Here is an 18706-nt window from a genome sequence, read left to right on the forward strand (position 1 = left end):
CACCGCACACGGCGTGAGTCGGATTGGCCGGGACGTCACACCGATCCCGGCCGCGCATGATGCGCCAGCGCTACGCGAAATGCGTAAGCGCCATTACCCAAACACCCTTTTCCACAACGCCAGCACCGCCTCGCGCTCGGCTGCGACCAGCGCCGGATCGACCCGCGCCTTCTCCATACCATCGAGCCGCAGCGTGTGCTGCAGCTTGCGATAGCGCCGATAGGCGGCGCCGACCGTCTCCGCTTCCGCTTCGCTCATCAGCCCGAAACGCGACACTTCACGCAGCAGCGCGATGTTGCCGGTATTGCGGATCAGCTCGGGATCGCGCGCCGCATGCAGCAGTACCCAGTACTGCACGGTGAACTCGATATCGACCATGCCGCCGCGGTCGTGCTTCAGGTCGAACAGAGTCGGCGTCTGATTCGGGTGACCCGCTTCGACACGCGCGCGCATCTCGGCGATCTCCTTCGCGAGCGGCGCCGCTTCGCGCGGCGTCGTCAGCACCTGTTCGCGGATCGCCTCGAATTTCGCGCCGATCTCCGGATCGCCCGCGCAGTAGCGTGCCCGCGTCAGCGCCTGATGCTCCCACACCCACGCGGTGTTCGCCGCGTCGCCCTCGCGCAGCTGGTAGCGGCGGAACGCGTCGAGATCGGTGACGAGCAGGCCCGATTCGCCGTTGGGCCGCAGCCGCAGATCGATGTCGAACAAGGTGCCGGCGCCGGTCGCGGTGGTCAGCCACGTGATCAGGCGCCGCGTGAAGGTGGCGTAGACGTCGGCCGCGGCATCGTCGGGATCGTCATACAGGAAGATCAGGTCGAGGTCCGACGCGTAGCCGAGCTCCTTGCCGCCGAGCTTGCCGTAGGCGATCACCGCGAAGCGCGGCGTGTCGCGGTGGCGTTTGGCCAACTGATTCCACACGGCGTCGATCGTCACGTCCAGCACCGCGTCGGCGAGCTCGGACAGCCGGTCGCTGACGTGCTCGACGGACAGCTTGCCGGCAAGATCGATCAGCAGAATGCGGAACACCTCGGCCTGATGCGCGTGCCGCAGCAGATCCATCTGCTGCTCGACGCCATCGGCGGCGGCGAGCCGCAAACGCAACGTACGCTTGAATTCGGGCCAGTCGAACGGGCTGTTGATCGCCTCGCCGTCGAGCAGTTCGTCGAGCAGCTGCGGATGGCGGATCAGATAGCCGGCCGCCCAGCGTGAGCCGCCCAGCACCGACAGCACCTGGTGCAGCGCCTGCGGATACTCGGTCAAGAGCGCCAGATAAGCGCCGCGCCGGCTCACCGCTTCGAGCAGATCGAACAGGCGCGCGACCGTGTCGCCGCGCCGCTCGGCCGGCTCCAGCGTGCGCGCGGCTTCGAGCGCGCGCTGCGCGACGATGTCGAAACGCTGCCGGCTGCGCTCGTTCAGCCCAGTGTAGCGCGACGAGCGCCACACCGCCTGCAGCCGTGCCAGCAACTCGCCGGGTTCGGCCACTCCCAGTTCGATCAGGCGGGCGCGCAGCGCCTCGTCCGCGCTATCGTCGGCGAGCGCACTGCTCCACACCCACGCGGCGGCACCGTCTTCCGGCGCGCCGCAGCCGTCGCGACCGCCCACCTTGTCGGCGAAAATCTGATCGAATTGCTGTTCGACGAACTCGCGATGCGCGTCGAGCTTCGTCATCAACTCCTGGTAGTCGTCGCAGCCCATCGCGCGCGCGAGCGCCGCGCGGTCTTCGGGATCGACGGGCATCGCGTGAGTCTGCGCGTCGTTGCGGTATTGCAAACGATGCTCGAGCTCGCGCAAAAAACGATACGCCTGCGACAGCTTCACGCACACCGACGGGTCCATCAACCCATGCGTAGCCGCGTGGCGCAGCACGGCGAGCGTCGGCCGCACGCGAAAGCCGGCGTCCTGCCCGCCGCGGATCAGCTGGAACACCTGCGCGCTGAATTCGATTTCGCGGATGCCGCCACGGCCGAGCTTGATGTCGTCGGCCTTGTCGGGGCGCATCGACGCGCGGCGCTGCGCCTCCTGGCGGATCTGCAGATGCAGCGCGCGGATCGCGCTGATCACGCCGAAATCCAGATAGCGTCGATAGACGAACGGCGTGACGATCGCGTCGAGCTGCTTCTGCAGCCGCCGTGCCGAGGCGCTCGCGCCCTCGGATACGAGTCGGCCCTTGATCCACGCGTAGCGCTCCCACTCGCGGCCCTGCACGTAGAAATACTCTTCGAGCATGCCGAGGCTGCACACGAGCGGCCCCGAATCGCCGTTCGGCCGCAGACGCATATCGACGCGAAATACGTAGCCGTCGGCGGTGACTTCGGCGAGCGCGCCGATCAGCCGCTTGCCGAGCCGGGTGAAGAACTCCTGGGTCGCGAGCGGCGAGCGCTGGCCGCCGGTAGTCTCACCGTCGTCCTCGTAGACGAAGATCAGATCGATATCAGACGACACGTTCAGCTCACGCCCGCCGAGCTTGCCCATGCCGACCACACCCAGCGTGAGCCGTTCGCCCTGCTGGTCGCGCGGCTCGCCATACAGCGCTTCGAGCTCGGCGCTCAGCACCGTCAGCGCACGCTGGATCGTCGTTTCCGCGAGATCGGTCATCGCGCCGGTGACTTCGGCGATATCGGCCTCGCCGGCCAGGTCGCGCTCCATCACCGCGCAGAACACTTCGGTACGCAACTGGCGCAGCGCGCGCTTCAGCGCATCTTCGTTGAGCGGCGCACCGGCGGGGCCCGCCGCCTCGGCGCACAGCGCGTCGAGACGCGCGTCGATGCGCTCGCGCGTCAACGGTTCGTCGGCCAGCGCGCTGACATGCGCGGCCAGTTGCGGGCGGGCCGCGGCGGCGCGCGCGGCATAGTGCGAATAGCTGGAACTCAGGAGGGTTGCGTCAGTCATCAAAAATCTGGCTCGCTCGTTGCTTGATCGAATTTGTCCGGCGGTGTTCTGACGATGTCGGGGTGTCGTTTCGGGGTCGCTGTCATATCGTTCTATTGTGCGATCGGCACGCGGCGGCAAGCATGCCGAACCCCGTGCCGGACGGCCTCGCAAATCCCCGTCACGGGCTTTCGGACAGGGGTTGCAGGAACTCCGCCCGACGCTTTCCCGTGTGTTACATTTCGTCGTTAACACGCAAAACTACCATACGCCCAGCCGCCGCAGCATGTCCGAGCGAAACGAATCCGCCGACCCGCAAGCCCCATCGCAGGTCCGGCATGTGAGCGGAAGCGACCACATCGTGCTGCGTCGGACTTTGCGGGTGCTCGCCACGCTCGCACTCGTCCTCTATTTCATCGCGGGCGGAGTGTTTCTGGGCTTGCGCTATGTGGTGCTGCCGCGTATCGACACGTTCCGGCCGCGCATCGAAGCCGCGGTCTCCGACAAGCTGCGCACCCAATTCACGATCGGCCGGCTCGCACCGCACTGGAGCGGCTTCCAGCCTGGGCTCGACGTCACCAACCTCGTCATCCGCGATCACGACGGCCAACCCGCGCTAACGATACCGCATGCCACCGCGACGGTGTCCTGGCGCTCGCTGTGGGAATTTCATCCGGCGCTGTCGAGCCTGATCGTCGATCAGCCGGACGTGCTGGTGTCGCGCAGCGACGACGGCGTGCTGTCGGTCGCAGGCGTGCCGGTGCCGACGCGCCACAGCGGCAACGACGCGCTGTCCACCTGGTTGTTGCGTCAGCAGGCGATCGTCGTGCGCGGCGGCGTGCTGCGCTGGCGCGACGCGACGCGCCACGAACCCGAACTGGCGCTGCGCGATATCCGCATCGCGATCCTCAATGACGGCCACGACCACCGCATGGCGCTGCAGGCGCCGCCCGACGGCCGCGTGCTGAAAGGACCGCTCGACTTCCGCACGCACTTCCGCCACGCGCCGCTCTCTGCGATAGGCAAGCCGATCAACTGGACCGGCCAGGTGTATATGTCGACGGGCCCGGTCGATCTGCCGACGCTCGCGCGCTACATTGAATTCCCGATCGAGACGTTCGCCGGCCGCATCGACAATGCGATCTGGATCGACTTCAGCGAAGGCCGCATGAACCAGGCGACCGGCCAGTTGAGCGGCAACGACGTCGCGATGCGCGTGCGTCCGACCCAGCCAAAGCTGCTGGTGCCGATCGCCCACTTCCTGTGGCGCGTCGAGTCAGACGACGGCGAATACCGGCTGCAGTTGTCGGATCTGCGCGCCGAGCTCGGCCAGCCGCCGCTCGAAGACGGCACGCCGCTCACGCGCATCCTGCGCTTCCGGACCCTCGACAGCCGCTACCGGACAGCGTCCCAGCAGCACGGGCAGCTTTTGAGCATCAGCGGCGATCGCGTCGATCTCGGCATCCTCGCCGAATTCAGCCGCGCGCTGCCGCTGCCGCGGCACTTTCTGAACGAACTCGTGCGCATCGATCCGCGCGGGCTGGTCGCGAACTACGTGATCGAGGTCGAGCGCGGCAAACCGGAATCCGGAGAAGTGGGCAGCGACCATCGGCCGACGGGTGCGGAGCCGATCGAGCGTTATCGCTTCAAGGGCGATCTGCAGGGCATCAGCTTCGCCGCCCAGGAGCCAGGGCCTGGCCTGACCCCGCGCGGCCACCCGCGCGCCGGCATTCCCGGCATCGAGAACCTGTGGGGCACCGTCGACGCCGACGAAAAAGGCGGCCGCGCGAACCTCGATACGTCCAGCTTGGCGATCACGCTGCCGGGCGTGTTCGACGATCCGCGTCTCACGCTCGCGCGTCTGCGCGGCCGCGCCGAGTGGACGATGGGCAAGAAGGCTCCGGGCGACACGCGTCCCGCGTTCGCGGTCAAGCTCAACGATTTCAGCGTATCGAACCCGGACGTCGAGGCGAGCGCGACCGCGAGCTACAGCAATCCCGGCCACGGCCGCGGCTCGCTCGACCTGAAAGCCGACTTCCAGCGGGCTCAGGTGACCCGCATCGCCCGCTATCTGCCGACCGCAGTCAGCGAAAAGCTGCGCATTTACCTGGGCCACGGCTTGCAGGCTGGCGTGTCGCGCGGTGGCACGATCGAAGTGCACGGCGACCTGACCAAGTTCCCCTACGCGCGCGACCCCGACGCCGGCCTCTTCCACATCGTCGCGCCGTTCACCGGCGGCAAGTTCGATCCGACGCCGTTCCCGCCGCGCAACATGCGCAACGGCACGCCGAACGTTTGGCCGCCGCTCGACGGCATCGACGGCGTGTTCGAGCTCAAGCAGAACGTGCTGCGCTTCGACATCGACCGCGGCCGTTACAAGCGCGTCGCGCTGACCGGCGTGAACGGCCGCATCGACGACCTCGGCACCAAAGGCTCGAACCTCACCATCCAGGGCAATGGCCGCGGCCCGCTCGCCGACATGCTCGACTACGTGAACCGCAGCTCGCTCGGCATCATGGCGCGGCATCAGACCGAAAAGATTCGCGCCGAAGGGCCCGCGTCGCTCGCGCTGAAGCTGACGATCCCGCGCACGCCGAAGCCGCATGTGGGCGTCGAAGGCGCGCTCGGCTTCCTGAACAATCGCCTGAGCGTGAGCAATGCGCCGCCGCTGTCGCGGCTGAACGGCCGGGTGCGCTTCACCGAACGCACCGCCGAGGTCGAGCGGCTCTCCGGACAGTTCCTCGGCGGCGACGTGCATGCGAACGGCGGCTTGCGGCAAGACGGCACATACGCGCTCGCGCTCGACGGCCACATCGCCGTCGATGCCGCGCGCGAGCTGCATCCGCCTGGCGCGGCCGCGCAGGTGCTCACGCATATGAGCGGCAGCGCGCCTTATGCGTTGCGCGTCGCCGGCGCGAGGGGCCGCCTGCCGCAGGTCAGCGCCAACTCGGACCTGAGCGGCCTCGCGCTCGATTTTCCAGCGCCGTTCAAGAAGCAGGCCGGCACGCCGATGCCGCTGCACTTCTCGGTCAATCCGTCGACGGTGCCGGGCGAAGCCGGCCTCGAACGCGCCGACCTGACGTTGGGGCCGGTCGCCGCTGCGTATCTGCTGCGTTATCGGCCGAACGCGCAGCCGCGAACGCCACCGACCGTCGTGCGCGGCGCGATCGGCGTGAACCGGCCGGTCGAGCTGCCATCCGAGGGCGTGGTGGCCGCGGTGGACATCAAGGAGTTCAATGCGGACGCCTGGCGCGCGCTCGCCGCGCAGTTGCGCGCGGGCGCGGCTGGCGCGAATGGCGCGAACGGCGGTGCGAACGGCGGCAATAGCGCCACCAACGCCAGCAGCGCGGCCACCCCCGCCGCCGCGCCGAATCCGATGCTCACGCAATTCCTGCCGAACCGCTTCGCGCTGCACATCGACACGCTGACGCTGCTCAAGCGTCACTGGGACAACGTGATCGTCGGCGCGTCGCACATGGATCGCACGTGGCAGGCGAACATCGCGTCGAACCAGGTGTCCGGCCACGTGTCGTGGCTGCCGGGCGTGACTCGCGAATCGCCGGGCGAACTGCAGGCGCGCTTCGCGCGCGTCGTGATTCCATCGGTCGCGGACAAGGACCTGCTCGGCCCGGCGATGTCGGCGCCCGCGCTGAACATGCCGTCGATCGATCTGGTCGTCAACGAGCTGATCGTGCACGACCGCAACGTCGGCCGGCTCGAGGTCGACGCGCACAACTACGACGAGAACGGCGTGCCGGTGTGGCAGCTCGACAAGCTCGACGTGACGAACCCCACCGCGACGCTCACCGCGACCGCGAACTGGCGCACCTCGACCGAATTGCCCATCTCGGCCGACGAAGCCACGCCGCGCCGCACCGTGTTCGATTTCAAGCTCGACATCAAGGACGCTGGCGCGATGCTCGAGCGCTTCGGTCTGCCGAGGACGCTCAAGGGCGGCGTCGGATCGATCCAGGGCAAGGCCGTGTGGCAGGGCGGCCCGACCACGATCGACTATTCGACGCTGAACGGCAACCTCGCGCTCGATCTGCGCCACGGCCAGATCCTGAAGGTCGACCCAGGCGTCGCGACGCTGCTCGGCGTGCTGAGCCTGCAAAGCCTCGCGCGCATCGCCACGCTCAATTTCCGCGACGTGATCGGCGAGGGCCTGCCGTTCTCGAGCGTGACGGGTACCGCGCAGATTCATGACGGCATTGCCCGCACCGAAAACTTCAGGATGGTGACCGCGCCGGCCCGCGCCGAGATGGTGGGCTCGGTCGACATCGCGCAGAGAACCCAGGACCTGCACCTGCACGTGATACCGACCGTCAGCGCCGGCTCCGCGGTGATCGCCGCGACAATCATCAATCCGCTGATCGGCCTCGGCGCGCTGATCGCCGATGTCGCGTTCTCGCAGGGGATACAGCACGTGTTCGCGCGCGACTACGCGATCACCGGTTCGTGGTCGAAACCGCAGGTTCAGCGGGTGACGGGCGAACGGGGTAAGATTGACGCTCCGGCTTCGACCGTGGAAGCGCAATGAGCTTCGGTTTTCCCTGGCGCCGCTGTCTCGTTCCACGCGGCCGCTCGTGCCGCTCCGCCGACTCGATGCGCCAACGGGGCCGAGCCAGCCCAGAACCATGCGGTGCCCGCGCCTCATACCGCCGCCCGCCGGGAGTCTTTCGACACGCTCATGAGCGAAACACACGTCACATCGTCCGCATCCGCCGCAACGTCCAGCGGCCCTGTCGCCAGCCCCTTCCGGGTCGCCGCGCTGCAGATGGTCAGCACGCCGGATCGCGATCGCAATCTCGCCGACGCAGAGCGCCTGATCGCCGAAGCCGCCGCCGACGGCGCGCAGCTCGTGCTGCTCCCCGAGTATTTCTGTTTCATGGGCTTCAAGGACACCGACAAGCTCGCCGTGCGCGAGCCGCATCGGGATGGCCCGATCCAGCGCTTTCTCGCCGACGCCGCGCGCCGCCACCAGCTTTGGGTGATCGGCGGCACCCTGCCGCTGAACGCGCCGGAGGCGTCGCGCGTGCTGAACACGACGCTGGTGTTCGACCCGCTCGGCAATGAGGCCGCGCGCTACGACAAGATCCATCTGTTCAACTTCGAAAAAGGCGATGAATCGTTCGACGAAGCTCGCACCATCCGCCCCGGCAGCTCGGTGCAAAGCTTCGAGGCGCCCTTCGGCCGGGTCGGCCTGTCGGTCTGCTACGATCTGCGCTTTCCCGAGCTGTACCGGCGCATGGGAGACTGCGCGCTGATCGTGGTGCCGTCCGCGTTCACCTACACGACCGGCCGCGCGCATTGGGAGCTGCTGCTGCGCACCCGCGCGATCGAAAACCAGTGCTACGTGCTCGCCGCGGCGCAAGGCGGCAAACATGAAAACGGCCGCCGCACCTGGGGCCACAGCATGCTGATCGACCCGTGGGGCGAGATCGTCGCGGTGCGCGACGAGGGCGCCGGCGTGGTCGCGGGCAACCTCGAACGCGCGCGCATCGACGAAGTGCGGCAGAGCCTGCCGGCATGGCGTCATCGCGTGCTGACCTGAAACCGACATTGAAACTGCCGCGCCTGCCACGCATATACCGACGCAGGCGCTCCCCGACCCCTTCGTATCGAGCAGAACATACTTCGCATGAACATCATCGAACCCGGTATCCGTAATCTCGCCGCCGCCAAGGACATCCTCCTCACGCCCTATGGTCTCGACGAGTCGCTGCTCACGCGCACGCTCGCCGAAATCTTCACGCACCGCGTCGACTACGCGGACCTGTACTTCCAGACCACCCGCAGCGAAGCGTGGAGCCTCGAAGAAGGCATCGTGAAATCGGGCAGCTTCAGCATCGACCAGGGCGTCGGCGTGCGCGCCGTGTCGGGCGACCGTACCGCGTTCGCCTATTCGGACGACCTGTCACCCGAAGCGATCCGCCAGGCGGCCATCGCCACGCGCGCAATCGCCAAGGCGGGCGGCGGCAAGCAGAAGATCAAGGTGGCGTCGTCGCTGACCGGCATCGCCGGACGCGATCTGTACCTGCCGTCCGACCCGCTGCATTCGCTCGACGCCACCGCGAAGGTCAAGCTGCTCGAGCGCATCGAGCAAATGGCGCGCGGCCGCGATCCGCGCATCCAGCAGGTGATGGCGGGCTTGGCCGGCGAGTACGACGTGGTGCTGGTCGCGCGCAGCGACGGCGGCTTCGCGGCCGACATCCGGCCGCTCGTGCGCGTGTCGGTCACCGTAATCGCCGAGCAGAACGGCCGCCGCGAAATCGGCAGCGGCGGCGGCGGCGGGCGTTTCGACTACGGCTATTTCACCGATGAAGTGCTGTCGCGCTATGTCGACGATGCGGTGCACGCGGCCCTCGTCAATCTGGATGCGCGTCCGGCGCCGGCCGGCGCAATGACCGTCGTGCTCGGCCCGGGCTGGCCCGGCGTGCTGCTGCACGAAGCGATCGGTCACGGGCTCGAGGGCGACTTCAACCGCAAAGGCTCGTCGGCATTCGCGGGACGCATCGGCGAGCAGGTCGCCGCGAAGGGCGTCACCGTGGTCGACGACGGCACGCTGCCGAACCGCCGCGGCTCGCTCAATATCGACGACGAAGGCAATCCGACCCAGTGCACGACGCTGATCGAGGACGGCATCCTGAAGGGCTACATCCAGGACACGCTGAACGCGCGTCTGATGAAGATGCCGGTCACCGGCAACGCGCGGCGCGAATCGTACGCGGCGCTGCCGATGCCGCGCATGACCAACACGTACATGCTTAACGGCGACAAGGACCCGCAGGAAATCCTCGCGTCCGTGAAAAACGGCCTGTATGCGGTGAACTTCGGCGGCGGTCAGGTCGACATCACGAACGGCAAGTTCGTGTTCTCGGCCTCCGAGGCGTACATGATCGAGAACGGCAAGATCACGTATCCGGTCAAGGGGGCGACGCTGATCGGCAGCGGCCCGGAATCGCTGAAGTACATCACGATGATCGGCAACGACATGAAGCTCGATTCGGGCGTCGGCGTTTGCGGCAAGGAAGGCCAGAGCGTGCCAGTGGGCGTTGGTCAGCCGACGCTGCGCATCGAGAAGATGACGGTCGGCGGCACGGCCTGATTGCTGCGCGGATGCACGCTTCGCGCACACAAAGCGCGAAGCGTGCGGTGTTTCCGCATTTTTCGACGTCCCGGCTTGTCAGCCGAGCCTGTACCGGGTTATAAAGTCACTCACCCTTTTTTGACCAGCGACGCATTCACTTCGCCATGTCCGCCAAGTTTTATTTTTACTTTTTTTGGTATCTCAGACCGCTGGCGGATCGAGAGGGGTGTTAGTGCACGCAGGACACCGAGAATTCCCGAAAAACCGCCAGCTAGCCTGGCGGTTTTTTTTCGCCTCACGCTTTTCGATACCTATTTGACTCACGCGAACACGCTACGAACCGATTCAGGAGAACCACATGCCCCCGCACAACACCGATGATGTCCGCATCCGCGAATTGAAGGAACTCACGCCGCCCGCTCACCTGATCCGCGAGTTTGCTTGCGACGAGACGGTGTCCAACGTGATCTACGAATCGCGCACCGCGATGCATCGCATTCTGCACGGCATGGACGACCGTCTGATCGTCGTGATCGGCCCGTGCTCGATTCACGATCCGAAGGCCGCGATCGAATATGCGGGGCGTCTGATCGAGCAGCGCAAGCGCTTTGCCGGCGAGCTCGAAGTCGTGATGCGCGTGTACTTCGAAAAGCCGCGCACGACGGTGGGCTGGAAGGGTCTTATCAACGACCCGCATATGGACAACAGCTTCAAGATCAACGAAGGCCTGCGCACCGCGCGCGAGCTGCTGCTGCGTATCAACGAACTGGGCCTGCCGGCCGGCACCGAGTACCTCGACATGATCAGCCCGCAGTACATCGCGGATCTGATCTCGTGGGGGGCGATCGGCGCGCGCACGACCGAATCGCAGGTGCACCGCGAGCTGGCTTCGGGACTGTCGTGCCCGGTCGGCTTCAAGAACGGCACGGACGGCAACGTGAAAATCGCCGTCGACGCAATCAAGGCCGCCTCGCAGCCGCACCACTTCCTGTCGGTCACCAAGGGCGGGCACTCGGCGATCGTATCGACCGCGGGTAATGAGGACTGCCACGTCATTCTGCGCGGCGGCAAAACGCCGAACTACGACGCCGACAGCGTCAACGCAGCCTGTGCGGACATCGGCAAGGCCGGTCTCGCCGCGCGTCTGATGATCGACGCGAGCCATGCGAACAGCTCGAAGAAGCACGAAAACCAGATTCCGGTGTGCGCGGACGTGGGCCGTCAGATCGCCGCGGGCGACGAGCGGATCGTTGGCGTGATGGTGGAGTCGCACCTCGTCGCGGGTCGCCAGGATCTGCAGGAAGGCTGCCAGCTCACGTACGGCCAGAGCATTACCGATGCATGCATCGGCTGGGACGAAAGCGTCGCTGTGCTCGAAGGCCTTGCCGAAGCGGTCAAGCAACGCCGCGTCGCGCGCGGCAGCGGCAACTGAACGCCTGCCCCGCCGCCACCGCGGGGGCTTGTCGGTAGTCCGTACAAATCCCGGTTCGATTTCGAACCGGGTTTTTTATTGGCCATTCGGACGAATGGTGCGAAGCCGGACGCCTCGCTATCGTCATAGCTCGTTGCCTTGTCGCTTGCACGACTTGACCGGGTTGAAGAAGGCGTATAAGATTTTATACATGAGGTGGCGATGGAGCAGGAAAAAAAAATTCGCTGACATGAGGTGGCGATGGAGCAGGAAAAAGAAATTCGCTGGTTAGGCTCCAGCTACCGTGATTTGCTTGCTTTTCCCAATGAAGCGCGTCGTCTCGCCGGGTTTCAGCTTCACAAGATTCAGTCAGGACTCGACCCTGACGACTGGAAACCGTTCGAGTCTATCGGCGCGGGAACGCGCGAAATTCGTATCAGGACGAGGACGGCATTTTTCGCGTGATGTCGTGACCAAATACGCCGAAGCGCTGTACGTGCTGCATTGCTTTCAGAAGAAAACGCAGAAGCTCGGGCCGCGCGACAGAAAAATTGCCGAAACGCGCTATCGCGCCATCACTCATTACAGGACCACCCAGCCATGACGATCGACACCAACATTCGTCACGTAACGCGAGCCGGCGCGAACGTGTTCCTCGAACTCGGTTTTTCCGCCGAGGAAGCGAAGCGCCTTCACGCGGCGTCGCAAAAGCAGATCAACGACACGCGGCTGCTCAAGGAACAATTGATGACCGAGCTGTCCACGTGGATCGAACAGCATCATCTGAAGCAGGCCGAAGCGGCCGAAATTCTGATGGTGTCGCGCCCGCGCGTGTCAGACGTGGTCAACAAGAAAACCACCAAGTTCACGATCGACACGCTCGTTGAAATGCTGAGCCGCATCGGCAAGCCGGTCACGCTCGCGGTCGGTTGAGCGTCGGCTCGTGCAAAGCTCAGTGACTATCTATACGCGCATGCGCGTCGCCGCTCAAGGCGCGCCGCGATCGTGCTGCCACAGCACGTCGGTGCCGCCGTCCGCGCGATTGAGCACGCGCGCCAGCACGAACAGCAGATCGGACAGCCGGTTCACGTACTGACGCGGCGCCGCGTTCAGCGTCTCGTGTTCGCCAAGCGCGACGATCGCACGCTCCGCTCGACGGCAAACGGTACGGCACACATGCGCGAGCGCAGCCGCGCGCGAACCGCCCGGCAGAATGAATTCCTTCAACGGCGGCAGCGTGGCGTTGTAGTCGGCGAGCCAGCCGTCGAGCTGAGCGAGATGCCGCTCGGTGATCATCGTATGACCGGGAATACACAGCTCGCCACCCAGATCGAACAGATCGTGCTGGATTGCGACCAGCGCCGCGCGTACGTTCTCGGGCAGGTTCTCGCACAACAGCACGCCGAGGTTCGAATTGAGTTCGTCGACGTCACCGATCGCGGCAATTCGGGCGCTGTCCTTGCGCACACGGCGGCCGTCGCCGAGACCGGTGGTGCCGTCGTCGCCGGTGCGAGTGGCGATCTTGCTCAGGCGATTGCCCATGATGTCTCCTTGCTTTCAGTGACGATGCGGCCACCACGTTTGTCCATATTGCACGCATCGCGAAGTCGCCGCCATTATATGAGCGCAAGCCGGCCCAGCGCCTCCTGGCGGAGCGAACGGCGTAAAATGAAACAGCTGCTGCAAACAGGCTGTTACCTACAGAAACTTTCATCGGACCGGAGTAAGCGTTGAAGCGCCAACTCCGCTCGATAGGAGACATGCGTGAACCATCCCGTACCGCCGGCACCGCTACGCCGGCCGTTTCCCGCCGAATTGCTGAACCAGCTCAAAGCCGCTTTCGGCGATCGGGTCTCCGTTGCCGAAGCCGTGCGTGCGCACCACGGCCGCGACGAATCGCCGTTCGATCCGCAACTGCCTGACGCCGTCGTCTTCGCGCGTACGACCGAAGACGTGCAAACCGCCGTCAAGCTGTGCGGCGAGTTCGACGTGCCGATCATTCCGTACGGCAATGGCTCGTCGCTCGAAGGACATCTGCTTGCCGTGCAAGGCGGCGTGTCGATCGATCTGTCGGAGATGAACCGGGTGTTGTCGATCAACGCCGAAGACCTGACCGTCACCGTCGAGCCCGGCATCTCGCGCAAGCAACTGAACGAAGCGCTGCGCGACACCGGCCTGTTCTTCCCGATCGACCCGGGCGCGGACGCGAGCATCGGCGGCATGTCGGCGACCCGCGCGTCGGGTACCAACGCCGTGCGCTACGGCACGATGCGCGAGAACGTGCTCGGCTTGACGGTCGTGCTCGCCGATGGCCGCGTGATCAAGACCGGCTCGCGCGCGCGCAAATCGTCGGCAGGGTACGACCTCACGCGACTGTTCGTCGGCTCGGAAGGCACGCTCGGCGTGATCACCGAAATCACGCTGCGCCTCTATCCGCAGCCGGAGGCGGTGTCGGCCGCTGTGTGCACGTTCCCGTCGATGGGCGATGCGGTGCGCGCGGTCATCGAGACGATCCAGATCGGTGTGCCGATCGCGCGCGTCGAGTTCGTCGATTCGCTGGCGATCCGCTCGATCAATCGCCATTCGAATCTGACGCTGCGCGAAGCGCCCACATTGTTCTTTGAATTTCACGGCACCGAGGCCGGCGTCAAGGAACAGGCCGAACTCGTGCAGGAAATCGCCGCGCAGAATGCCGGCGAAGGCTTCGAGTGGGCAACGCGCCCCGAAGACCGCAGCCGCCTGTGGAACGCGCGTCACAACGCCTATTTCGCGATGCTGCAACTGAAGCCCGGCTCGCGCGCGGTGACCACCGACGTCTGCGTGCCGATCTCGCGTCTGGCGGAGTGCGTGGTTGAAACGGAGCAGGATCTGTTGGCGTCGCCGCTGCCGTGCCCGATCGTCGGCCATGTCGGCGACGGCAATTTCCACGTCGCGATCCTGATCGATCCGGACAAGCCCGAAGAGCTCGAAGAAGCCGAACGCCTGAACCATCGCATCGTGCAGCGCGCGCTGCGCATGGACGGCACCTGCACCGGCGAGCATGGCGTCGGCCTGCACAAGATGGGCTTTCTGCTCGAGGAGCACGGCGACGTCGCGGTCGACACGATGCGCTCCATCAAGCACGCGCTCGACCCGCGCAATCTGATGAACCCGGGCAAGATTTTCGCCTGGGCGGCGGCCTGATCGACATCGCGAAGGCCGGCAGCGACAAGCCGCCGGCCCGAACACGCAAGTGACGCGAAGCAGGCCGCACGAAACAGCCGGCTCGAACCTGGAAGCCGGACCGGCGCAAGCCACGAGGAGACAACTCACATGAACGCACCCGCTGAACTGTCCGCCGAAGTCCTCGCGCAGCGTCAGCGCGAAGTCGTGCAGGCGCTGATGGCCGTGTTGCCGAGCCACTGTCTGCTCTATCGCGAGGAAGATACCGTCGCGTACGACTGCGACGGCCTCGCCGCGTACCGGCGTCTGCCGCTCGCAGTCGCGTTGCCGGAAACCGAATCGCAAGTGCAGCGCATCGTGCAGATCTGCCATCGCCTCGATGTGCCCATCGTGCCGCGCGGCGCGGGCACCGGGCTGTCCGGCGGCGCAATGCCGATTCGGCACGGCGTCGTGGTGTCGCTCGCGCGCTTTCGCAAGATCGTCGAGGTCGACCCGTATGCGCGCATTGCGACCGTGCAGCCGGGCGTGCGCAACCTCGCGATCTCCGAGGCCGCGGCGCCGTATGGCCTCTACTACGCGCCGGATCCGTCGTCGCAGATTGCCTGCACGATCGGCGGCAACGTGTCCGAGAATTCGGGCGGCGTGCATTGCCTGAAGTACGGCCTCACCGTGCACAACGTGCTGCGCGTGCGCGCGGTGACGATGGACGGCGAGATCGTCGAATTCGGCTCGCTCGCGCCTGACGCGCCGGGGCTCGATCTGCTCGCGGTGCTGATCGGCAGCGAGGGCATGTTCGCGATCGTCACCGAGGTCACCGTCAAGCTGATCCCGAAGCCGCAAACGGCGCAGGTCATCATGGCCAGCTTCGACGATGTGGTCAAAGGCGGCGACGCCGTTGCCGGCATCATCGCGGCGGGCATCATCCCGGCCGGCCTCGAGATGATGGACAAGCCCGCCACGCGCGCGGTCGAGGAGTTCGTCAACGCGGGCTACGATCTCGACGCGGCGGCGATCCTGCTGTGCGAATCGGACGGCACGCCCGAGGAAGTCGCGGCCGAGATCGTGCGCATGACCGCGGTGCTGCGCGAGCATGGTGCGACGCGTATCCAGATTTCGCGCACGGAAGCCGAGCGCCTGCGCTTCTGGTCCGGGCGCAAGAACGCGTTTCCGGCCGCAGGCCGCATCTCGCCGGACTACTACTGCATGGACGGCACCGTGCCGCGCCGCAGTATCGGTCCGCTGCTCGCGCGCATCGAGGAGATGGAGAAAACCTACCAGCTACGCTGCATCAACGTGTTCCATGCCGGCGACGGCAATATGCATCCGCTGATCCTGTTCAACGGCAACGACCAGGACGAGTGGCATCGCGCCGAGTTGTTCGGTAGCGACATCCTCGAAGCTTGCGTCGAGCTCGGCGGCACCGTGACGGGCGAGCATGGCGTCGGCATCGAGAAGATCAATTCGATGTGCGTGCAGTTCTCGCCCGAGGAGCGCGACACGTTCCACGCGGTCAAGCGAGCATTCGACGCGCCCGGTCTGTTGAATCCCGACAAGGGCATTCCGACCCGGGCGCGCTGTGCCGAATACGGCAAGATGCACGTGCGCGGCGGGCTGCTGCCGCATCCCGAGCTGCCGCGCTTCTAGCGGCTCGCGTTTGCATCGCGCAGCCACTGTTCGCCGCGCCCGCGCCGGTGCGGGCGCGGCGTGCGCGGCGCTTTGCGCCGTCCCCTTCAGACCGATGCCGCACCCCGTCATGCGGGTGTGCTCCGGCTTGCCAGCGAGCCGCCGCCCGGTACAATCAAACGAAACACAACGAGCAGGACACCATGGAAGAGGACGACATCGTCGCCGTATGGTCCGAACGCGTGCGCTCGGCCAGCGCCGAGGGACGCGGGGTGCGCATCCGTGGCGGAGGCACCAAGGACTGGTATGGCCAGACGCTGGAAGGTGAGATCCTCGACACGCGCGCCTATCGCGGCATCATCGCGTACGATCCGGCCGAGCTCGTGATCACCGCGCGCGCGGGAACCCCGCTGCTGGAAATCGAAGCCGCGCTCGCCGAGCACGACCAGATGCTGGCGTTCGAGCCGCCGCACTTCGGACCGCAGGCCACCTTCGGCGGCTGCATCGCCGCGGGCATTTCGGGGCCGCGCCGGCCAGCCGTCGGCGCCGCGCGCGACTTCGTGCTCGGCGCCGTCGTGATGAACGGCCAGGGCCAGGTGCTGCATTTCGGCGGCCAGGTCGTCAAGAACGTCGCCGGTTACGACGTGTCGCGGCTGCTCGCGGGCTCGCTCGGCACGCTCGGGCTGATCCTCGAGCTGTCGGTCAAAGTGCTGCCGCGCGCGCAGGCCGAAGCCACGCTGAAGTTCGACATGAATGGCACCGACGCGGTACGCAAGCTCAACGAATGGGGCGGCCGGCCGCTGCCGATCACCGCGAGCGCATGGCGCAACGGCACGCTCGCGGTGCGCCTGGGCGGCGCGGAGGCCGCGGTCAAGGCCGCGCGCACCGGGCTCGGCGGCGAAGTCGTCGATGCGGTCGAAGCCGAGCGCTTCTGGGGCGGCCTGCGCGAACAGACCGACTCGTTCTTTGCGAGCATTCCGCCGAAGGCCGCGCTGTGGCGTCTCGCGTTGCCGTCGATCACCGAGCCGCTGCAACTGCCCGGCGCGCAACTGATGGAATGGGGCGGCGGCCAGCGCTGGTGGATCACCGACACCGACGCGCAAACCGTGCGCATCAGCGCGAAGCAGGCCGGCGGCCACGCAACCATTTTCCGCAGCGGCCACGGCTACGACCGCAGCGCCGGCGTATTCACACCGCTGCCCGCGCCGTTAATGAAAATCCATCGCGGCCTCAAACATGCATTCGACCCGGCCCGCATCTTCAACCGCGGCCGTCTCTACCCCGACTTCTGAGTGACGCGATGCAAACCAACCTCGCGGACTTCATTCGCAATACCCCCGATGGCAACGAAGCCGACGCCATCCTGCGCAAATGCGTGCATTGCGGTTTCTGCACGGCCACCTGCCCGACCTATCAACTGCTCGGCGACGAGCTCGACGGTCCGCGCGGGCGCATCTATCTGATCAAGCAGATGGTCGAAGGCGCGCCGGTCACGCGCAGCACCCAGGTTCACCTGGACCGCTGCCTCACCTGCCGCAACTGCGAAACGACCTGCCCGTCCGGCGTGCAATACGGGCGGCTCGTCGAGATCGGCCGCAAGCTTACCGAAGAGAAGGTCACGCGTCCGCTCAATCAGCGGCTGATGCGGCGGCTGCTCGCGAGCGTGCTGCCGAACAGCGCGATCTTCACGCCCGCGATGCGGCTGGGCCAGCACGTGCGCGGCCTGCTGCCGAAGAAGCTGCGCGACAAGGTGCCCGCGCGTCAACGCCCGCTCGAATGGCCGAGCGCGACACACGAACGCAAGGTGCTGATGCTCGCGGGCTGCGTGCAACCGTCGACGATGCCGAACGTCAACATCGCGACCGCGCGCGTGTTCGACGCGCTCGGTATCGAAACGCTGATCGCGCCCGAAGCCGGCTGCTGCGGCGCGATCCGCCTGCACCTCGGCTACAACGACGAAGCACTCGACGACGTGCGCGCGAACATCGACGCATGGTGGCCCTACGTCGAACAGGGCGTTGAAGCGATCGTGATGAACGCGTCGGGCTGCGGTGCGACGGTCAAGGAATACGCGCACCTGCTGCGCCTCGATCCAGAGTATGCGGAGAAGGCGCGCCGCATCGTCGAGTTGACGCGCGATGTCTCCGAAATCCTGCCCGAGTTCGAAGAGCAGCTCGTCGCGATCACGCGCCGCCGCTCGGTGCACACGGTCGCGTTCCATCCGCCCTGCACGCTGCAGCATGGCCAGCAGATCCACGGCAAGGTCGAGCAACTGCTCGGCGCGCTCGGCCTCGAAGTGCGCCTGCCCGCCGACAGCCATCTGTGCTGCGGCTCGGCCGGCACCTACTCGCTGCTGCAGCCGCGCCTGTCGTACGCGCTGCGCGACCAGAAGCTCGAGCGTTTGCAGGCGCAGGAACCGCAGGTGATCGTATCGGCGAACGTCGGTTGCATCGCGCATCTGCAAAGCGGCACGTCGACGCCGGTCGCGCACTGGATCGAATTGGTCGAGCACATGCTGTCCGTATAATCGGGGCATCGTCTTCGCTGAACAC

Annotated in this window: 11 protein-coding genes and 1 pseudogene; 10 read left to right on the forward strand and 2 right to left on the reverse strand. The window is 66.2% G+C overall.

The window, feature by feature from the left end; translation table 11 throughout:
- Nucleotides 1-93: 93 nt before the first annotated feature.
- Complete coding sequence (glnE, locus tag VSR82_RS12815) at nucleotides 94-2892, reverse strand: bifunctional [glutamate--ammonia ligase]-adenylyl-L-tyrosine phosphorylase/[glutamate--ammonia-ligase] adenylyltransferase (protein ID WP_429460855.1); 2799 nt, start codon at nucleotides 2890-2892, stop codon at nucleotides 94-96.
- A 262-nt stretch (nucleotides 2893-3154) separates the two neighbouring features.
- Between glnE and VSR82_RS12820 the strand changes: the two genes are divergently transcribed.
- From VSR82_RS12820 to VSR82_RS12845, 6 genes and pseudogenes are all read left to right on the forward strand, one after another.
- The gene (locus tag VSR82_RS12820) at nucleotides 3155-7408 is read left to right on the forward strand and encodes a YhdP family phospholipid transporter (protein ID WP_429460857.1); all 4254 of its coding nucleotides are present in this window, start codon (nucleotides 3155-3157) and stop codon (nucleotides 7406-7408) included.
- Nucleotides 7409-7558: 150 nt separating this feature from the next.
- On the forward strand, nucleotides 7559-8422 hold the full coding sequence (locus VSR82_RS12825; RefSeq protein WP_429460859.1) for a carbon-nitrogen hydrolase family protein: 864 nt from the start codon (nucleotides 7559-7561) through the stop codon (nucleotides 8420-8422).
- A gap of 87 nt (nucleotides 8423-8509) precedes the next feature.
- Nucleotides 8510-9976: a metalloprotease TldD gene (tldD, locus tag VSR82_RS12830; protein WP_184225997.1), complete on the forward strand. Its 1467-nt coding sequence runs from the start codon at nucleotides 8510-8512 to the stop codon at nucleotides 9974-9976.
- Nucleotides 9977-10316: 340 nt separating this feature from the next.
- On the forward strand, nucleotides 10317-11390 hold the full coding sequence (gene aroG, locus VSR82_RS12835; RefSeq protein ID WP_368585436.1) for a 3-deoxy-7-phosphoheptulonate synthase AroG: 1074 nt from the start codon (nucleotides 10317-10319) through the stop codon (nucleotides 11388-11390).
- 240 nt (nucleotides 11391-11630) lie between these two features.
- Nucleotides 11631-11973, forward strand: a pseudogene (locus VSR82_RS12840) (type II toxin-antitoxin system RelE/ParE family toxin).
- Nucleotides 11970-12302 carry a helix-turn-helix domain-containing protein gene (locus tag VSR82_RS12845; RefSeq protein WP_008923434.1) on the forward strand — a complete coding sequence of 111 codons (333 nt, stop codon included), beginning with the start codon at nucleotides 11970-11972 and terminating at the stop codon, nucleotides 12300-12302. Before VSR82_RS12840 ends, VSR82_RS12845 begins: the two are co-directional and overlap by 4 nt.
- A gap of 54 nt (nucleotides 12303-12356) precedes the next feature.
- On the opposite strand, the gene VSR82_RS12850 is transcribed toward VSR82_RS12845, so the two are convergent.
- The gene (locus VSR82_RS12850; protein ID WP_368585438.1) at nucleotides 12357-12911 is read right to left on the reverse strand and encodes a cob(I)yrinic acid a,c-diamide adenosyltransferase; all 555 of its coding nucleotides are present in this window, start codon (nucleotides 12909-12911) and stop codon (nucleotides 12357-12359) included.
- Between the two features lie 222 nt (nucleotides 12912-13133).
- Here VSR82_RS12850 and VSR82_RS12855 point away from each other — a divergent pair, with 222 nt between their 5' ends.
- The 4 genes from VSR82_RS12855 to glcF all read left to right on the forward strand — a co-directional run bounded on the left by VSR82_RS12855 (nucleotide 13134) and on the right by glcF (nucleotide 18681).
- Complete coding sequence (locus VSR82_RS12855) at nucleotides 13134-14552, forward strand: FAD-linked oxidase C-terminal domain-containing protein (RefSeq protein WP_410848116.1); 1419 nt, start codon at nucleotides 13134-13136, stop codon at nucleotides 14550-14552.
- Nucleotides 14553-14681: 129 nt separating this feature from the next.
- Entirely contained in the window at nucleotides 14682-16175 is a 1494-nt protein-coding gene (locus VSR82_RS12860) for an FAD-linked oxidase C-terminal domain-containing protein (RefSeq protein ID WP_368594687.1), read from the forward strand.
- 182 nt (nucleotides 16176-16357) lie between these two features.
- The gene (glcE, locus tag VSR82_RS12865; RefSeq protein ID WP_410848118.1) at nucleotides 16358-17446 is read left to right on the forward strand and encodes a glycolate oxidase subunit GlcE; all 1089 of its coding nucleotides are present in this window, start codon (nucleotides 16358-16360) and stop codon (nucleotides 17444-17446) included.
- Nucleotides 17447-17454: 8 nt separating this feature from the next.
- Nucleotides 17455-18681 carry a glycolate oxidase subunit GlcF gene (glcF, locus tag VSR82_RS12870; RefSeq protein ID WP_498857733.1) on the forward strand — a complete coding sequence of 409 codons (1227 nt, stop codon included), beginning with the start codon at nucleotides 17455-17457 and terminating at the stop codon, nucleotides 18679-18681.
- The last annotated feature ends 25 nt before the right edge of the window (nucleotides 18682-18706 follow it).

It is taken from the genome of Burkholderia sp. JPY481, assembly GCF_038900515.1.
GTDB classification, from domain to species: domain Bacteria; phylum Pseudomonadota; class Gammaproteobacteria; order Burkholderiales; family Burkholderiaceae; genus Paraburkholderia; species Paraburkholderia youngii.

What these genes read in the sequence shown, in the direction of transcription:
- VSR82_RS12820 (WP_429460857.1), top strand. Translation starts at nt 3,155, where the DNA reads ATGTCCGAGCGAAACGAATCCGCCGACCCGCAAGCCCCATCGCAGGTC.
- VSR82_RS12825 (WP_429460859.1), top strand. Translation starts at nt 7,559, where the DNA reads ATGAGCGAAACACACGTCACATCGTCCGCATCCGCCGCAACGTCCAGC.
- tldD (WP_184225997.1), top strand. Translation starts at nt 8,510, where the DNA reads ATGAACATCATCGAACCCGGTATCCGTAATCTCGCCGCCGCCAAGGAC.
- aroG (WP_368585436.1), top strand. Translation starts at nt 10,317, where the DNA reads ATGCCCCCGCACAACACCGATGATGTCCGCATCCGCGAATTGAAGGAA.
- VSR82_RS12845 (WP_008923434.1), top strand. Translation starts at nt 11,970, where the DNA reads ATGACGATCGACACCAACATTCGTCACGTAACGCGAGCCGGCGCGAAC.
- VSR82_RS12850 (WP_368585438.1), bottom strand. Translation starts at nt 12,911, where the DNA reads ATGGGCAATCGCCTGAGCAAGATCGCCACTCGCACCGGCGACGACGGC.
- VSR82_RS12860 (WP_368594687.1), top strand. Translation starts at nt 14,682, where the DNA reads ATGAACGCACCCGCTGAACTGTCCGCCGAAGTCCTCGCGCAGCGTCAG.
- glcE (WP_410848118.1), top strand. Translation starts at nt 16,358, where the DNA reads ATGGAAGAGGACGACATCGTCGCCGTATGGTCCGAACGCGTGCGCTCG.
- glcF (WP_498857733.1), top strand. Translation starts at nt 17,455, where the DNA reads ATGCAAACCAACCTCGCGGACTTCATTCGCAATACCCCCGATGGCAAC.